The sequence below is a fragment of the Myroides sp. TSA_177.3 genome (genome assembly GCF_052691955.1).
Window position 1 is genome coordinate 26,979 of the sequence record NZ_JBQZGD010000009.1, and the last position, 16,327, is coordinate 43,305.

A 16,327-nucleotide genomic window follows, 5' to 3' on the forward strand; every position below is an offset into this window, starting at 1 on the left:
ACATTCAATTTTATTTCTCCTTTATTGGTGTTATAGCTGCATCAAGAAGAGCTTGCCATTACTAGCATAAAAAAGTATTTTCCCCTTAAATACTTCCCATTTTCTTACTGATACTTTTATTTTATCATTTTAAAATTACATGAACTTAACTCGTTTATTTTAAAAAAAATGTACGTTCCTACTTCGGACAAATCTTTAACCTTTTAAGTTTATTTTAATATAATTAAAAAACAATTTAACAGACATCTAATTTCTGTTATTTTTTTAAATAAACAATACTATATTCAGTAATTAAATTAAAAAAAATATTTATATCCACTTATTTTTAAAAAATAACGACCAATTAAACGGAATTTAACCTAAATAAACTACTATTCTATACTTTAATATACATTAAAAATAAAGTTAACCTAAGACAATCTTAACATGCGACATATTGTGAATCAGCGAGATGAACTTACTGCTGTTATCTGTTTAAGTATCATACAACAGATCTTAACCAAAATGGCCAACTATAGGTATAGCTGGCCATTTTGGTTTTATTACTTTTATTTTTCGATAAATAACACTTGTTTTTTTAGTACGAAACTGTACTTTACTGAGAAATTTAATTGTTTTATTGCATCACTCTTTTTCTTTATGGATGCCCTTATGGATGGGATTCTTTTGGTGAAGATGCTTGATCTTCTTTGTCGTGGTTAACCCAAATGAAACGAGAAATATCATAACCTACCTCTTGAGCCAAGGCGAGATACTGCTGCTTAATTGCTTCTGGTATGGTTTTTTCTCGGGACAATATCCAAAGATAATCTAGGTTTTTCCCTGCAACTAGCGCATATTGATATTCTGGATCTAAGGCTATTACATTGTAACCGGAATAAATAGGACCAAAAAAGCTAACTTCAAGTTCAGCGATCTTCTTATCTCCTCTAAATTTAGCAACCCCTTCTGCTTGTTGCCATTCGTTGTCCTTAACGTGAAAACCACGATTGACCACCTTGACATTTCCATCTTCAGTCAAACTATACTGCGCTGTAGTACTGTCTAGATCTCGTTCAAAATAAAAGTCAAACCGCGCAATTTCATACCAGGTACCCAAATAACGCTCGACTTCAAAATTGTCCACCGCTTGTGCTTTCTCTGGTATGGAACGTCCGCCACAAGAAAGTAGAAAAAAAGAAAATAAGAGCAATAAACCTCTTTGATAATATGTAGATACAGTCATAAGTATTTCGTTTCTTTCAAATATAAAAAATTCAAAAACAGCAACCAATATTAATTAGAATTATTTTAAATAACGTTTTATTTTCTCCTAAAACCTTTTTCTTCCTTCCTTTACAAAAAAGAAAACCCCCAATTTTAGGGATGTTTATATCTAAACAAATGGGTACTTTTACCTTTAGAAAAACATAAAAAAATAAATCCATACTTCCCTATGACTGCATTACGTGAACTTGAACAAGAATTAGGAATCCAATACCCGGAACTCTATACCAAACTATACGCTGAAGGTATGTTGGATTTAGGTCCGACGGGAATGCATTGGGCAGAAATTACTTTTCCGAAACTCAAATTAAACCCTCCACTCTTGCTTTTTGGTGAGGACATTGAAATTTGGGATCCCATTGCATACAAGGCTGGGATTGCAGAAATAAAAGATCGTGAGGTTTATGAAATTGCAGCTTCGTACCAATTCATTCCTTTTGCAAAAAATGGTGCAGGCGATTTATATGTTTTTCAATATGACTTGCAAAATGGAGAGGATATTCCCATTACTTTCTTCCCTCATGATGATTGTGAAGCAGAAGTACTGGCAAAGAACTTACAAGATTTTATTTTTAGACAATTACTAGAAGCAACCCGAGAGATTGACGATTATGCAATGGTATTTGAAGAGGAAGAAGAGGAAATCAAGCGCAATTTACAACAGCAATTACGCACCCATCGTCCTTATTTAACCGATCGACAAATCCAACTATTAGAAGAAATCTACAATAGAGATTTGGTTACTTACACCTATCAATTACCTAATGGTGGCAAACAAGAAGCAGAAGGACTCACAACTTTTGATGAAGTTGAGGCGATCTTACAACGCGAAATTAATTTCGAACACCTCAACAAAACCTTTGACTATACCGTTTAATAAAAAGCAAGAGATAAAACCAAAATCTCTTTATTCTACTATGACCACGAACAAACAGCAGACAATAAAAATAATTGGACTCCTACTTGCTTTATTTTTATGCAATACAGCGCAGCTTCAAGCCCAGGAGCATTTTATAGGACCTTCCGTTAGTTATCAATATCAAAAGGGAAGCATCCTTAAAACAGGGATTTACTATGCATCTAGCTTCAACACCGATCATATCATCAAACTAGATGCTACAGCGAACTTCACTTGGATTCAAAACAAGTACGCGCTTATTCCTGAACTAGCTGCGACCTACTATTCAGAGATGTATTATATTGGATTTTTTGGTCGAGCTGAACTCACCCCTTATACTGTAAGTCCAAAAGTAGGACTCTCGCTATTTACCTTTTTTGAAATCGATTTGGGGTATGGATTTCCTCTTGCGGATAAAACAGATTACCGCCCAATCAAAGGATTTACGACTTCCATCCGATTTAATATTCCGTTGAATACCAAGTTTTAATCCTCCGTTCTATTTATACAAAAGAACCACATGCTCTTAGTAGCTGCATCATTCTTTTATTCCATACAACAGTATTCGCTTAAATGCGTATAAAGCGGGTAATTGTGTGAAAGTTTGCGCTATTTTTGCCTGAAAAGCGGTTGTAAAAGCAGTCTTATCCGCTTCTTTTAGTCGTTCCATATAAGGAATTAAAGCAGAACCTGAAATAAATTCAAACAAGGTATGATGATCTGGCGCAATGATAGGATAAACCCGTTGAGAGAGGTTTAATTGACGCAACCCTTGATCAAACATAATTTGAGCATAACCATCCAAACTCAAAACAGGAGAAGGTCTATTCCACCCTTTTAATTGCGTTTTAAAAGGTTCTGAATCTGCAAGTTCATACAGCAATTTGTTGAGTATATTTTCTGATTGACAGGGCATTTGCACAGCAAATTGTCCGCCTGGATTCAATTTTGAAATCAGCTGTGGAAATAATATGGCATGATTATCTGACCATTGCAGGGCAGCATTGCTAAAAATTAAATCCCAAGTCTCTGGTGTTGAAGCGAATTCTTCAATTGTCTGTTGTTTAAAAGTAAGCCTCTCAGACTGTAGGGGTTCTGCTTTTGCAAGCATTTCTACCGAAGAGTCGATCCCTGTAAAATGGGCCTGCTCCCATTTTTCCGTTAATAGGGCGGTTTGCTCTCCCGTTCCACAGCCTAAATCGACCGCTTTTAGGATACTCGTTTCTTGAATCTCTTTACTTAAATCGAAAAAAGGCAAAAAACGAACGTCTTTAAACTTGTTGTATTGGGTTGGATTCCACGGCATAGTATGTGCTTTTAAATGATAATTAAAGCTACGCTATCTCATTGACAATTGAACCTTTAATTTGGTAAAAACACAGAGGGCTTTATGTGAATTTGGAAATAATTGGGTAGGAAAATTATTTTTTTGTGATTCGATATGTACAACGATGAGCACCTGAAATAATATATTGAATGCGTTCAACCTGAAAATCGCTTCCCATTAATTGTCTAAAGTTGTTCAACTCACTGCGGCAAAACCCTTGGCACACGGTTGCAGCCGCACAAATAGGACAATGATTTTCTATAAAAATATAGCTGCCATCTTCCTCTTTTTGCCATTCCGCCATATACCCTTCTTGCGTTCGTATTTTCACTAAACGATTTAGTACTTCCTCTATCGAATTTGGCTGACCAATCACCGTTTCATAGTGTTGATACACTTTCTTTTCTCGATCTGCAATCAATAAATCCAACGCATTCTCTCCGAAGAGTTTCCTTACAGCCTCAATCATTTCAACTGTAACTTGGGCATGTGTATCTGGGAATTTAGCTAACCCTTGATCCGTAAGGCTATAATATGCAATTGGTCGCCCAACACCCTCACTTTTAAACGCAGCGGACACCAAGCCTTCTTTCAAAAGTTTCTGTAGTTGCAAGCGGGCGCCTTCTTTTGTAATTTCCAATTGATCCGCAAGATCAGCGGCTATCACTTCCCCTCGCATTTTCAATTGCATCAAAATTCGGTCTGTTGAACTCTTTTTCATTTACCAAATAAAATATTGTTTTATTACACGAACAAAGGTATTCTTTTTTTTCCAGTAACGTACAGATCCCCTATATGAATTGAATTACCGAAGATTAACTCCTTCAGCTGTATTTTTAATTAAACAAGTAAAAACTTGTTTAATTAAAAATTACTACTACTTTTGTTCTAGCGTTTAATTCAAAACACAAACCATGAGTAATTTTAATTTACCGGCTCTTGCTTATGCATACGATGCATTAGAGCCACATTTTGATCAAGAAACAATGACGATTCACCACAGTAAGCATCACCAAGCGTATGTGGACAATTTAAATAATGCACTTGCAGGAACACCGAATGAAAATAAGAGCATCGAAGAAATCTTAGGAAACATCAGTACATATGCTCCAGCAGTGAGAAACAACGGAGGAGGTCATTTCAACCATACCTTGTTCTGGAGTATTCTATCTCCTACTGCTCAACTAGCACCAAAAGGAAAACTAGCGGAGGTGATTGTACAAACGTTTGGAAGTCTTGAAAGCTTAAAAGAAGAAATTAAAAAAGTAGGATTGGGCCAATTCGGTTCAGGATGGGCGTGGTTATTTGTAAAAGCAGATGGTACCTTAGCGGTTACTGGAACGCCAAATCAAGATAATCCCTTGATGGATACCAACGGGGCAAACCAAGGATACCCTATTTTAGGTGTTGATGTATGGGAACATGCGTACTACCTTAAATACCAAAACAAAAGAGCAGATTATCTAGATGCTTTTTGGTCTGTATTGGACTGGTCGCTTGTTGAGCAACACTACCTTACAGCACTTGCAAATCTATAATAACACCAGTAGCCTTGTGGTCATACGCAAGGCTGCTTTTTAATCTCAATTCCCATGGCAACAGATACAATCGTAAATAAAGTAGCCGCTACAGGCATCATTGCTTTCGACCTCATGATGTATGAACCCTCCATCGAAGTAGTTGGATTTGATCTTAAACCACTGCTATACATGGAAATGATTATCAAAGAAAAAGAATTTAGAACTGCCGTTGCTCAGGTTGATTTTTCTTGTTATCGCGATAAAGCAGTAGCTGTTTATTGCTCTGTTGATGCGATTATTCCCCAATGGGTCTATATGGTTATTGCCGATAAATTATACAGCGAAACAACTGTTTTTAAGTTTTGTACACCCGATGCTCTTAAACTTGAATTATGGGAATCTAACGTACAACAGGCAGACACGGCAGACTATCACAACCAAAAAGTAGTGGTACGAGCTAATCCAGAAGTCCCCCCTTCTCTTTATATGGTGGCATCCAAAAAATTAAAACCCCTTGTAAAATCACTACTCTATGGGGAAATTGGAATGCCTAAAGTAATTTTTAAATAATACCTCAACTCATGAAAGCCCTCATTTTTACAGGCGCCTTGGAACGAAGAGCAGACTCTACTTCTGAGCGCTTATCTCAATATTTAAGTGATGAACTCACAACCCTTGGAATCGAAACTTCGGTATTTAAAATAGCTGAATCAGGCATTCCTCTTTTTGATATTACATCCACGCGAACACCCAATGCAGTAGAACTAATGAATTTGCAGTTTCGCGAAGCAGATATTCACCTTTGGCTTACGCCACTTTATCACGGAAGTATGACGGGTGCAATGAAAAATTGCTTCGATTGGCTGGAAATCAGTGCCAAATCTCCCAATCCGTATTTAACAGGAAAAACAGTGGGCTTGGTATGCTGGGCAGATGGTGTTCAAGCTATGCAAGGAATCAATGCCATGGATGCCGTTGCAAAAGCGTTAAGAGCATGGCCTGCTCCTTATAGCGTAGCCATTCAACGAAGCGAACTCTATACGGAAAACGGTTCCATCAATCCAAAATACCAAGAACGCTTCCGTACCCTTTTACAGCTCATCACTAAAAAACAATAGCAGTATGGCAACCATGATAACGGACCAATGTATCAATTGCGGGGCCTGTGAACCAGAATGCCCAAATAACGCAATATACGAAGGATCAGATGACTGGCGCTACAAAGAAGGAACCGCACTAAGAGGAAATATAACATTACCCGATGGAACAGAAATTGATGCAGATGAATTCCAAGATAGCATAGCGGATGATATCTACTATATTGTTCCAGGTAAATGTACCGAATGTAAAGGTCACTTTGGAGAACCACAATGCGCAGCAGTTTGCCCTGTGGATTGTTGTATTGACGACCCAGATCACGAAGAAAGTGAGGAAGTCTTACTACAGCGTTTTTCTTTTTTACAACAGCAATAAATGCCAAGCAATAAGCCTATCTTTTTATGAGAATAGGCTTATTTTATATGGTACTAGAAATCTCTACTCTTTGGAATACTTGCTTTTATACTCCAATGGAGTAAACCCCGTTTGCTTTTTAAAAAAAACAGATAAATGATTGGCTTCTTTAAAACCCAATTGATACGAAATAACATTGACAGGAAGATCTTTATACAACAAACACCTACTGATTTCCATAACCATCCGCTTACAAATCCACTTATAAGGGGTTGTATTTTCAATTTTCTGAAAGGCATATTCAATGGTTCTCAATCCTAAATTCAACTCTTCTGCATACATCTTGACACTGTAACTCTTATTCAGTTTTCGATTGACTAAATCTTTAAATTTAGCAACAATCAATTTCTCATGCGATACGGTCAACTTTTCTTCCACGGCATTTTGATTCAATGCACGTTCCAAAAAAATCAAAATATTAAACAAATAATTATTCAGCACATACTGTTGCTTTGGATAATAAGGTTTTTCTAATTCTTGGTTTATGATATCAAACAACAAGACTAGTTCATCAAAGTGATTGTGTATAGCAATACTTTTACATTTCCCTAAGTGCTTGAATATAGTTGAAGTATAAAAAAACTGAAAGTGCATTTCATCAATACAAAAAAAATCTTCTGTAAAAATTAAAATCTTTGCCTTGTAGTTCAAGGGCTCTTTCCACTCCACCACTTGATTTTTAAAAAGGACTAAAACTTCTTTTTCGACTACCTTTATTGGACTAAAATCAACATCTAAAATACCTTCTCCTTCAGTAAACAAATGAATACTAAAAAAACTAAGCTCATGAGGGGTAAAAATAAAATCTTTTCTTAGCTCCAAGACTTTATCTAAATTTTCGCTATTTATATAAAGTCTACTAGAGGACCGATGCATAAACGGCTCTAAAGGTATTTTCATAATACTGTCTTTCTTTCATCGTTAAACCCTTGTTTTTAGGCTTTAATTTGAAAAAACAAAACAAAGTAAAATTGAAATAATACTAGGATATAAAACTGAATTTAAACTATACATACACGCATATTAACATAAAACATTATGTAAATAAAAATCAAATTACCCAATAAAATAGAAACAAAAAATCAATTTTATGCCACAAATATAAATTAAACATTATTTACACTAAACAACGTTCAATATTTTTAACAAAAAAAATACAAATAAAATCAAAATAAAACTAAGAAATAACATCCCCCCTCGTCTGTTTATACGATGTTGCATTTAAGCTGAAACCTAAGCGCAATATCTTTTCTTATTTTACCTAAAATCTATAATACGTTTACATTAAAATCGTGCAATGCAAAAAGCACTCGTTGTTTTGAGTGCTTTTTGAAGGGATTTTCTGTTTCATTTTAAATCCTACAGTAGGATTATACTAAAAAAATTGTCTTGTTGTTTTGTTCTTTTATTTAAATAATAAAGCCACTTGGCCGCAAAGCCGTAAAGATAAGCTTACACTAAACTCCTTTAGTATAGTAGTCCCCACTAACTCTCTTATCTTTTATGTGGCTTTATTTATTCTATTTCTTCCTGTTACTTGGTAACCATAACATGGGATGATTGAGCAACTGTGATATCCTATCGCTGTTACTTTAACAAATATAAAAGTACCTCCCTCTCACAGAAGTATCGATTAACGAATAAAAAAGGGATATTACGACAAAGAAGTATGGTACGTAACATGAAAGGCTTTGAAACTGCAAAAATTTGCACACAATAGCTTTTCCAGTCCTAGTTACTTAAAAAAACGCCAAGTAGGCGTTTTCTAGTACTAATCACAATGGTCGTGTTTGTGTTTATTTTTTTTCTTGTGTTTGTGTTTGTTTTTGTACTTATTACTCTTGTGGTAATGGTGGTCTTTTTTGTGATCATACGGATGATAATGGGTATATACATATACGTTATCATTCCATTTCTCTTGTTGTTCAATGGTCAGGATATCTCCTATTTTGATTCGTACTTCTCGATACAGCTGATCTCTTTTTCGATTGAGTTCTGACTCATTGTAGCGACTAGAACTCGCCCAATGACTATATTGATTTTCATAATCCCGTTGGTACGCTCTGATTTGTTTCCATTGACTGTCTCTTAGTCCTAAAACGGAAGCATCGTCATAAACTAAAGACACCACTCCTCCTAAATTAACAGCAATACTTGTACTGCTAATCTTTGTTTGTGCACTTGCTAAAGAAGTTAGTAACGCAAATGCTCCTGCAATTATGCTCTTTTTCATAATACTGTCTGTTTTATTTTCAATTTTTATTTTGTTAGTAAGGCAAAATAATAGTTGATAAAAAACATTCTTCAGTGTATACCCCGTAACACTAAAAAGTATACACCAAATTAAACGAGATACTAACAACTTTCAAACAATATTCACTTAACATTAACTATTTAACAATATGATTTCAGGCTATTAAACAGAAAGAGAAATCATTAGGAGCGAACGAAAACATCAAAAAAAAGAGTTAAATCTCTCATTTTTCAGGTAAAACGGACAAAATAAATCACAAACATTTTTTATCAGACTACTTGATATCGATATAAAATAACTGGTTTTCATCAATTTCAAACTTTAAAAATTTGATTTCAACCCTATTCTATACTTTTATCGTGCACTTTTTTGTTTACTACTACTCTTTTTTGATCACGTTACCCTAATACAATACATCGCAATAAATCATTATACAACACCACTCTCACCTTAAACAACCTTCAGCTTGCGATTAAAAAGACAAAATTATTTCTCCAACAAAGGAAATTAATCTATTTTTATAGGTGTTAACCTATTAATAAATACGGTATGAATATAGACTTTACTAAAGCAAGTTTCAAAGATTTTGAAAACATCCCCGACCTAGACATTTACCAAAGAGCAAACGCCCACGAAGGATATCTCAACTACCTTCGTGAAAACGAATTCATGAACTATCGCTTACTAGCTACTTCTGGCTGTGGCCCTGAAATTGGATTAGAAGAAGATGGTTACATCAAAAGAGGAGATTACATTAGTTTTGTTTGCAACGATTATTTAGGATTTACTCAACATCCTGAAATCAAAAAAGCAGTAATTAATGGCATAGAAAAATACGGTACAGGAGCAGGAGCCTCTCCTTTGATTGGTGGTTATATAGATTACCACCAAGAACTAGAAGATAAAATTTCTGCCTTTTTCAAGCGCCCAAAAGGTTCTTCTATAGTATATACCACAGGGTACACGTCAAACAGTGCATCTCTACTTTGCTTGTTGAAGAAAGAAGACATTGCTATTGTGGATATGGCGGTTCATGCCAGTGTATATGAAGGAATTGCTGGCACTACTGTCAAGCGATTCTTACACAACAATACAGAAGCCTTAGAGCGTATTTTAGCTTCCTCTCAACACACCTACCGCACTAAAATGGTCATTATTGATGGCGTGTATTCCCAAGATGGCGATGTAGCCAAACTCAAAGAAATTCTTGAGCTCACTAAAAAATATGGTGGTGTGCTATTAGTAGATGATGCACATGGAATCGGGGTATTAGGAAAAACAGGGCGCGGTGCCATGGAATACCATGATGTATTGGATCAAGTGGATATTATTACCGGAACGTTTAGTAAAACCTTTGCCAATGTAGGAGGCTATCTTGTAGCGAATAATCCGGATCTGATTTCCTACCTTCAGTTTCAATCGAGGCAATATGCTTTTTCTGCAGCAGCAACTCCAGCCATCGTTGGAGTGACTCGCGCAATTGAACTGATTGATGAAGAGCCTCACTGGCAAAAACAACTCTGGAGCAATGTAGAATACTACAAAAAAGGATTACTTGACATTGGGTTAGAAATTGGTGCTACAGATTCAGCGATTATTCCTGTTAAAATCGGAGATGTATATGTAAACAGCCAAGTTGGTAAACTATTACTTGAAAATGGCGTTTATACCAATCCCATCATGTACCCAGCGGTATCCTTAAAAGATTCACGCATCCGCATGAGTTTGATGGCCACACATACCAAAGAACACTTAGACAAAGCACTAAATGTATTTGAATACATTAGCAATAAATTACAGCTCAAAAAACATGAGCAAACTGCAGTATAAAAAAACGACAGCTCCTTATTTAAAAGGGGCTGTTTTTTTATCTATGTTACAATACTATACTATATTTCATAACACAGTTCCTCTATAGCCTAAAACACGATCTCTACAAGCGTACGACTCGCAGCAGAAGAGTTCTTGCTGTGTAGCATCCTGCTTTTCTAACTTCATATAGTCGCTTTTATTTTGTACTTCTAAATAGGCTTCCTTTTGATTTCTAAAACACAAAACAGGGCCCATAAATCCTTGTCCATAAACGGAATAATCGCCATACAAACAGCCATAACAATTCTTAAATCGATAGTTTCCTTCAAATTGACGTTGTATATCGTCTAAAAGCAATTCCATCAAACTATGCTTAGCTTCATACTTCTTCTCGTCTAATTGAAAGGTAAGAAGAGCGTATTCTTCTTGATGCATCAATTCGAAATGAAGTTCCATCATCACTTCTTTTTCTTTCTCCGTTTGGCTATCAATCAAAATTTGAGGAATTTGAAGTGATAACTGATACTGTGTCAAATCTAGGTATACTTCTTCTCGAACCTGACGAGTAACAAGGTCAAACTGTTCCAACTCCGTTGTTGTAAAATCTTCTGGATTGCACAATTCAAACGCATCTAAATCGAATCCTTGGAATTTAAATGCGCCGATTTGAAAGTAAAAACTACGGTAATCATTGTATACAGCTACCGAATATGTTCCTGTTTTATTGCTAAATTTTCCGTGATAAATTGGCATAATCGTCTACTAGTGCTTATTTTTCATTGGTTTATATATCTCTAATGCTTCTTTCATTGATATATAAATTCGTTATTCATCTTTTGCCAGTACAGCACTATCAAGGAAAAACTGTGAAATCGCTTGATGCAATTGTAATCCTTGATTAAAAGGCTCTACTAATTTATCTGCCGAATAAAACTCCACATCATCACCATTGGACAACTGAATCACATAAAATTGGCGAAATGAATGCAAAATATCCGCATATACAGGAGAGAGTTTCTCAGCTAAAAATAATTGTTGAATATTCCAATTCATATTGTAACCTAATTTAGTGCTAAAAATAAGTATAATTAACAGCTTGTGTTACCCCTAAATTTATGGATATTTCAACGAACAGAAACCTTATACCTGATGTAATTCGAACATTTTTTTCATTTGTTTCTTCTTCATCCAAGCGGGTAAAAGGCGAAAAGAGATATTGCGCAAAGCAACAAAAAAAGGATTTTTCCATTGTGCCACTTTTCCTAAAGCCCAACTTTCTCTAACAATTGCATGGGCTTTGGCTTGGCGAATAGCTGGAAATTGTTGCAGGGCTTCCTCTAACGTATATTTTTCCAAGAGTTTACTAATGACGTAGACATCCTCTATAGCTTGACAAGCACCTTGCCCTAAATTGGGCGTTGTAGCATGAGCAGCATCTCCAATCAGACAGGCTTTTTCTTTATACCACCCTTCAAAGGGTTTAAGGTCGTATATTTTATCCAGGTGAATTGTTTCTTTGGGTGTCTGTTGAATCATTTGTTTAACCCAGCTAGGGCATTCACCTAAATGTGATTCTAAATGCGCTTCTTTTTGATACAATTCTTCATCTACTAGAAAATACCAGTAGACCTGTTGATTGGTTAGTTTAACAAATCCCATTCGCTTTCCTTTTCCCCAACTTTCTACAGCCACATGCTCATAGGCTTGAGGGAGGTCAAAAGACAGCACCCCACGCCAACACACCTGATGTGCATCCCGCAAAGGGTAATCGCCAAATAACCACTGTCGTACTTGCGATCGCAAACCGTCTGTTCCAATCACAAACTCGTGATCAACCGCTGTTTCATCAGTAAAATGAAGCGTATACCCACCAGCTGTATGCTGCGTAATTTGTTGCAAACGCTTATTGAGCTGAATGTCCTCCTCTCCAACCGCATCCAGTAAAACACGATGCAAAGCACTGCGGTGAATCGCAATATTTGCTAGTTGATATTTTTGTTCAAAAAAAGCAAGTGGCGTTTGATCTAAAATACGTAAATCTAAATCCGTCAGCATCACGGTAGAAATGCGAATTCCCTTCGCATTGAGTTGATCCGCAATTCCCAAATGACGATAGACCTGCATCGCATTATTTGCAATCGCAATACCCGCTCCCACAGGTTTAATTTGAGCAGTAGCTTCATACACAACAAATGAAATACCCGCCTTTTTCAAAGCAATTGCCAGCGTTAATCCCGCTATCCCTGCACCAACTATAGCTACTTGCATACGTGAAAGTGATTTTTTGATTTAATTAGGCAAAGATAGGGTAATTTGGGTTAGGAGTTAGGGGGTATGGGTGAGGTGGTGAGATTGGTGAGGTGGTGAGAGTGCCAAGTAAACCTCACAAAGTACAAAAACACAATACATTCCGCTTATCACGTGCGGCATGTCACCCTGAGGCAACGAAGGGTCACATCCCGCGCTCACCTAATACTGAACGGAATTACTGGCGTTGAGTAACGGATGCGACCCTTCCTTCGTCAGGACATACAGAGCGGAGTGACTGAACGGAATTACTGTCGTTGAGTAACGGATGCGCCCCTTCCTTCGTCAGGGGGGCATACAGAGCGGAGTGAATGAACGGAATTACTGGCCCCGAGATGATGAGATTGCCAAGTAAACCTCACAAAGCACAAACCTCACAAAGTACAAAGCACAAACCTCACAAAGTACAAACCTCACAAAGTACAAACCTCACAAAGTACAAACCTCACAAAGTACAAACCTCACAAAGTACAAACCTCACAAAGCACAAACCTCACAAAGTACAAACCTCACAAAGCACAAACCTCACCAATCTCACCCCCTCATCGCCTCACAACCTTCAACCATTAACCGTTCTTAGTGCTTTTTTCACAATATAAGCCGTAGCTTTTGTATTGCTTTCTACAAGCCAAGTATCACATAAATTTCGCACAAAATCGGGTTGGGTTTTACTGGCATCATTCAACCAGTTTCCAACACTATCCTGAACATATTTAGCAGGGTCATTACGCAAGTTTTCTAAAATTGGCAAAGCCAATTCGGGAGTTGATTTTAGCACATCAATATGAGCGCACCACACCCCTCTAGGACGTGTAGATTCCGTTGCAAATCGTCGAATATTCGCATCCGCATGCAAGGTCCACGGTGTGAGTAGTTCTAAACTAAGATCAAGATTCGAAATAATAGTTGGGCGTACTGCCATCCAGGCGGTCTCGCGAACCCCAAAATGTGTATCTGCAGCAAATACCTGAATAGCCTTCAATTGAGCTGTAGGACTCAAAGCAGCATTATGCCCCACCATATACGTAGCCCAGCAACGTGCCATATCCGCAGGATGTTGACTCAAAAAGTCAAAAAGATCTTGATCACCTGCTTTGGTAGCTTCAGCTAATAAAGCTTGACCTATAGTGGCATTCTTTAAAGTAATTGTCGGCTTTTTTAATGCCTCTAACGCTTGTAATGTTGGTGCTAAATAAGATGTTTTATCGCATTCTTTCAACAAGGTCGTTAGCAGCTCCACCATATCAATTGCCAACCATTCCACTAAATTAGCGGTTTCTATTTTCCCTTGATTCAATTGTTCTAAAATTTCAGGGGGAATACTTTGTATGGTTTTCGACCCTTTTCTCTTTATCTGATCCATTACATGCTAGTTTCAAATTCTTAAAACAAAGATTAGTATCTTTTTCCATTCTGACAATACCGCATAATTTTATCCCCTATCCCCTTTTGCCTTTATCACCTATTGCTTTTTGTCGATATACCTCACATACAAACAGCAAAAAACAAGAACTAAAAATAAAAATCCTATCGCGTATACATAATTTCCCATTCGATATAGGACTAAAGCTACTTTATCATCTGACTTATCTTCTACACCATTTTCATAATTAAATTGTTTATGAAACAATTCTAACTCCATTAAATCTTGTTGTTTTTGTTCATAGTTCCTATCATAGATAAACTTAATACTATCGGCATAAACAAATGTTTCTCCTCTACTAGTAACCATAAGGTCTAGTATTTCAATATACATTCCATAAGAAATAGAAGAAAAATGAAGAACCAAACCACTATTTTCGTCTTTTTCTAAAACTATTTTTTCTATTTTTTCTTTTGCTTTACTCAATGAAAGTCTATCCTTGTTAGAATCTCCACGAAAGAAATAAGATTCCATCACTACGTTTTTAAAAGGTTGATATAATTCATCCTGACAACCAAATTCATCTTTATCTTCTATGGAAGTCACAATACCTCTATAATCACGCTCAGCAAGGCTATTTTTCAAATATACAAAACCTAAAATCGGCAACAAGAACAAGGTAATCATTCCGGGTACATAGTATTTTCTCATTACTGATTCAATTAGTATAGATGTGATAGAGAAATAGAAAGTTATGCTTTTATTTTATCTACAACAAACGGATATAAAAATTATTTTTTTCCCACCCTATAAACATAAAAAAAACGCTCTAGCAGAATACTATAGCGTTTTCAATTTAAGATATTAAAAATTGTTGTGGGGACTTTTTATTCGTTGAAATATAAACACTCTCATTTCTAGCATAAGCAATACTTATACTAGCTCATCATCTTATTTTCGCTTATCTCTTTTACATCTGAAACAAAAGTATACGTTAGTCTTCGAATTTATACCATGGAAAACCCCCTATTTTAAAAAACAGGGTTTTCCCTTCTTTATTTATAAAAGCAATGCTCCACCCCCTACCAATCTCAATATCAACCACTTCCTAATTACATAGCTATTTCAACTTCATTTCGACCTCAAAATCCCAAGAACAATTATACCCTATTGGTATAGTATTTTTTTCTTTTTCTATTAACATTTAACATCAAAATTCACACAAATAAAATTATAGTTTAATTTAAATACATTAAACTTAGTTCACTTTATTCATATAAAATAAATTTTTTTAACAAAAAAAACAGCCTATTAAAAATAGATTTAGATTTTTTTACCAAAACCACCCTAAAATTATCACAAAAAATCACTTATATTTGATTCACAATCTCAAATCATCATTCGCTTATTATAAAAACATTTTATTTAAAACATTTTAAATTAAAACCATTTTTATGAACGATTCACAGAAAACAACACAATTACATTGGGTATACGAAAGTATAATCAATTGGGCGAATTTCTCTTCTGACCGCAAGGAATTAATTGAAATAGCAGATATGGGATTTAGTACCTTTTATTTTTTAAGAGGTATTGTAGACACAGACGATATTCATGTGTATATGGGATTTTATGAAGAAAGCATTTACATGCATTTTATACCAAGTTCTTTCGACATACCTTCATCATTTACAGATGAAATGGCTATTCCTTGTGAACTACACAGCTGTATTGGAACAAAATTAAATGCAGCAATTAAAGGTCCTGTATTGAAAGCAGAGGCAGAAGATCGCATCAACAATTGGTCTGATAAGACCATCCGTGACGGCATTTTATCAGCACCTGATCTTTTCCACATGTTTTGGATTCCCAATGAGGATTTTGAAGACAATACTCCAATTCAAGTGAATTTAGCAGCAAATAACAATCAACCTGATTTGATATTAACTCAGCTTAATCAAATGGATAGCTTTCTGAATACATGTAAGCCTATTCCTCCATTTAAACCTTCGTTTGTTCAAACTCAATTTGCGCTATACGAACAGGTGCTTTTGTGGAAAATTTAGTA

Annotated in this window: 18 protein-coding genes; 8 read left to right on the forward strand and 10 right to left on the reverse strand. The window is 35.8% G+C overall.

The genetic code is table 11. From position 1 onward, the window contains the following. Positions 1 to 649: 649 nt before the first annotated feature. On the reverse strand, positions 650 to 1,225 hold the full coding sequence (locus ACUTSE_RS10145) for a lipocalin family protein (protein ID WP_445640143.1): 576 nt from the start codon (positions 1,223 to 1,225) through the stop codon (positions 650 to 652). Positions 1,226 to 1,435: 210 nt separating this feature from the next. On the opposite strand from ACUTSE_RS10145, the gene ACUTSE_RS10150 reads away from it, so the two are divergent. Both ACUTSE_RS10150 and ACUTSE_RS10155 read left to right on the forward strand, forming a co-directional pair. Next, on the forward strand, positions 1,436 to 2,143 hold the full coding sequence (locus ACUTSE_RS10150) for an SMI1/KNR4 family protein (RefSeq protein ID WP_445640144.1): 708 nt from the start codon (positions 1,436 to 1,438) through the stop codon (positions 2,141 to 2,143). 40 nt (positions 2,144 to 2,183) lie between these two features. Beyond that, positions 2,184 to 2,654 carry a hypothetical protein gene (locus ACUTSE_RS10155; RefSeq protein WP_445640145.1) on the forward strand — a complete coding sequence of 157 codons (471 nt, stop codon included), beginning with the start codon at positions 2,184 to 2,186 and terminating at the stop codon, positions 2,652 to 2,654. 48 nt (positions 2,655 to 2,702) lie between these two features. On the opposite strand, the gene ACUTSE_RS10160 is transcribed toward ACUTSE_RS10155, so the two are convergent. After that, positions 2,703 to 3,470, reverse strand: coding sequence for a methyltransferase domain-containing protein (locus ACUTSE_RS10160; protein ID WP_445640146.1), 768 nt, complete (start codon positions 3,468 to 3,470; stop codon positions 2,703 to 2,705). A 115-nt stretch (positions 3,471 to 3,585) separates the two neighbouring features. After that, on the reverse strand, positions 3,586 to 4,212 hold the full coding sequence (locus ACUTSE_RS10165) for a helix-turn-helix transcriptional regulator (RefSeq protein WP_445640147.1): 627 nt from the start codon (positions 4,210 to 4,212) through the stop codon (positions 3,586 to 3,588). A 193-nt stretch (positions 4,213 to 4,405) separates the two neighbouring features. Between ACUTSE_RS10165 and ACUTSE_RS10170 the strand changes: the two genes are divergently transcribed. Genes ACUTSE_RS10170 through ACUTSE_RS10185 form a run of 4 tightly spaced genes read left to right on the forward strand, consistent with a single transcriptional unit; the run spans position 4,406 to position 6,484 of the window. After that, positions 4,406 to 5,029, forward strand: a complete 624-nt coding sequence (locus tag ACUTSE_RS10170; RefSeq protein WP_445640148.1) for a superoxide dismutase — start codon at positions 4,406 to 4,408, stop codon at positions 5,027 to 5,029. A gap of 54 nt (positions 5,030 to 5,083) precedes the next feature. Continuing rightward, positions 5,084 to 5,581, forward strand: a complete 498-nt coding sequence (locus ACUTSE_RS10175; RefSeq protein ID WP_445640149.1) for a DUF2480 family protein — start codon at positions 5,084 to 5,086, stop codon at positions 5,579 to 5,581. An 11-nt stretch (positions 5,582 to 5,592) separates the two neighbouring features. Continuing rightward, positions 5,593 to 6,129 (forward strand): NADPH-dependent FMN reductase, encoded by a 537-nt coding sequence (locus ACUTSE_RS10180; protein ID WP_115089878.1) that lies wholly within the window; start codon positions 5,593 to 5,595, stop codon positions 6,127 to 6,129. Between the two features lie 4 nt (positions 6,130 to 6,133). Beyond that, positions 6,134 to 6,484, forward strand: a complete 351-nt coding sequence (locus ACUTSE_RS10185; RefSeq protein WP_445640150.1) for a 4Fe-4S dicluster domain-containing protein — start codon at positions 6,134 to 6,136, stop codon at positions 6,482 to 6,484. Between the two features lie 63 nt (positions 6,485 to 6,547). On the opposite strand, the gene ACUTSE_RS10190 is transcribed toward ACUTSE_RS10185, so the two are convergent. Continuing rightward, on the reverse strand, positions 6,548 to 7,423 hold the full coding sequence (locus tag ACUTSE_RS10190) for a helix-turn-helix domain-containing protein (RefSeq protein ID WP_002991487.1): 876 nt from the start codon (positions 7,421 to 7,423) through the stop codon (positions 6,548 to 6,550). Between the two features lie 871 nt (positions 7,424 to 8,294). Then, on the reverse strand, positions 8,295 to 8,756 hold the full coding sequence (locus ACUTSE_RS10195) for a hypothetical protein (RefSeq protein WP_445640151.1): 462 nt from the start codon (positions 8,754 to 8,756) through the stop codon (positions 8,295 to 8,297). 570 nt (positions 8,757 to 9,326) lie between these two features. On the opposite strand from ACUTSE_RS10195, the gene ACUTSE_RS10200 reads away from it, so the two are divergent. Beyond that, positions 9,327 to 10,607: an aminotransferase class I/II-fold pyridoxal phosphate-dependent enzyme gene (locus ACUTSE_RS10200; protein ID WP_445640152.1), complete on the forward strand. Its 1,281-nt coding sequence runs from the start codon at positions 9,327 to 9,329 to the stop codon at positions 10,605 to 10,607. A gap of 66 nt (positions 10,608 to 10,673) precedes the next feature. Here ACUTSE_RS10200 and ACUTSE_RS10205 read toward each other — a convergent pair whose 3' ends face one another. The 5 genes from ACUTSE_RS10205 to ACUTSE_RS10225 form a co-directional block, all read right to left on the reverse strand. Further along, on the reverse strand, positions 10,674 to 11,342 hold the full coding sequence (locus tag ACUTSE_RS10205) for a DUF6304 family protein (RefSeq protein ID WP_445640153.1): 669 nt from the start codon (positions 11,340 to 11,342) through the stop codon (positions 10,674 to 10,676). A gap of 72 nt (positions 11,343 to 11,414) precedes the next feature. Then, a complete protein-coding gene (locus ACUTSE_RS10210; protein WP_445640154.1) occupies positions 11,415 to 11,642 on the reverse strand; it encodes a hypothetical protein in 228 nt (75 codons plus the stop codon). A gap of 87 nt (positions 11,643 to 11,729) precedes the next feature. Continuing rightward, a complete protein-coding gene (locus tag ACUTSE_RS10215; protein ID WP_445640155.1) occupies positions 11,730 to 12,857 on the reverse strand; it encodes an FAD-dependent monooxygenase in 1,128 nt (375 codons plus the stop codon). Positions 12,858 to 13,455: 598 nt separating this feature from the next. Further along, positions 13,456 to 14,259: a DNA alkylation repair protein gene (locus tag ACUTSE_RS10220; RefSeq protein WP_445640156.1), complete on the reverse strand. Its 804-nt coding sequence runs from the start codon at positions 14,257 to 14,259 to the stop codon at positions 13,456 to 13,458. Between the two features lie 99 nt (positions 14,260 to 14,358). Next, positions 14,359 to 14,970, reverse strand: coding sequence for a hypothetical protein (locus ACUTSE_RS10225; RefSeq protein WP_445640157.1), 612 nt, complete (start codon positions 14,968 to 14,970; stop codon positions 14,359 to 14,361). Positions 14,971 to 15,713: 743 nt separating this feature from the next. On the opposite strand from ACUTSE_RS10225, the gene ACUTSE_RS10230 reads away from it, so the two are divergent. Further along, the gene (locus ACUTSE_RS10230; protein WP_445640158.1) at positions 15,714 to 16,325 is read left to right on the forward strand and encodes a hypothetical protein; all 612 of its coding nucleotides are present in this window, start codon (positions 15,714 to 15,716) and stop codon (positions 16,323 to 16,325) included. The last annotated feature ends 2 nt before the right edge of the window (positions 16,326 to 16,327 follow it).

Coding starts and splice junctions, on each gene's coding strand:
- ACUTSE_RS10145 (WP_445640143.1), bottom strand. CDS start 1,225: ATGACTGTATCTACATATTATCAAAGAGGTTTATTGCTCTTATTTTCT.
- ACUTSE_RS10150 (WP_445640144.1), top strand. CDS start 1,436: ATGACTGCATTACGTGAACTTGAACAAGAATTAGGAATCCAATACCCG.
- ACUTSE_RS10155 (WP_445640145.1), top strand. CDS start 2,184: ATGACCACGAACAAACAGCAGACAATAAAAATAATTGGACTCCTACTT.
- ACUTSE_RS10160 (WP_445640146.1), bottom strand. CDS start 3,470: ATGCCGTGGAATCCAACCCAATACAACAAGTTTAAAGACGTTCGTTTT.
- ACUTSE_RS10165 (WP_445640147.1), bottom strand. CDS start 4,212: ATGAAAAAGAGTTCAACAGACCGAATTTTGATGCAATTGAAAATGCGA.
- ACUTSE_RS10170 (WP_445640148.1), top strand. CDS start 4,406: ATGAGTAATTTTAATTTACCGGCTCTTGCTTATGCATACGATGCATTA.
- ACUTSE_RS10175 (WP_445640149.1), top strand. CDS start 5,084: ATGGCAACAGATACAATCGTAAATAAAGTAGCCGCTACAGGCATCATT.
- ACUTSE_RS10180 (WP_115089878.1), top strand. CDS start 5,593: ATGAAAGCCCTCATTTTTACAGGCGCCTTGGAACGAAGAGCAGACTCT.
- ACUTSE_RS10185 (WP_445640150.1), top strand. CDS start 6,134: ATGGCAACCATGATAACGGACCAATGTATCAATTGCGGGGCCTGTGAA.
- ACUTSE_RS10190 (WP_002991487.1), bottom strand. CDS start 7,423: ATGAAAATACCTTTAGAGCCGTTTATGCATCGGTCCTCTAGTAGACTT.
- ACUTSE_RS10195 (WP_445640151.1), bottom strand. CDS start 8,756: ATGAAAAAGAGCATAATTGCAGGAGCATTTGCGTTACTAACTTCTTTA.
- ACUTSE_RS10200 (WP_445640152.1), top strand. CDS start 9,327: ATGAATATAGACTTTACTAAAGCAAGTTTCAAAGATTTTGAAAACATC.
- ACUTSE_RS10205 (WP_445640153.1), bottom strand. CDS start 11,342: ATGCCAATTTATCACGGAAAATTTAGCAATAAAACAGGAACATATTCG.
- ACUTSE_RS10210 (WP_445640154.1), bottom strand. CDS start 11,642: ATGAATTGGAATATTCAACAATTATTTTTAGCTGAGAAACTCTCTCCT.
- ACUTSE_RS10215 (WP_445640155.1), bottom strand. CDS start 12,857: ATGCAAGTAGCTATAGTTGGTGCAGGGATAGCGGGATTAACGCTGGCA.
- ACUTSE_RS10220 (WP_445640156.1), bottom strand. CDS start 14,259: ATGGATCAGATAAAGAGAAAAGGGTCGAAAACCATACAAAGTATTCCC.
- ACUTSE_RS10225 (WP_445640157.1), bottom strand. CDS start 14,970: ATGAGAAAATACTATGTACCCGGAATGATTACCTTGTTCTTGTTGCCG.
- ACUTSE_RS10230 (WP_445640158.1), top strand. CDS start 15,714: ATGAACGATTCACAGAAAACAACACAATTACATTGGGTATACGAAAGT.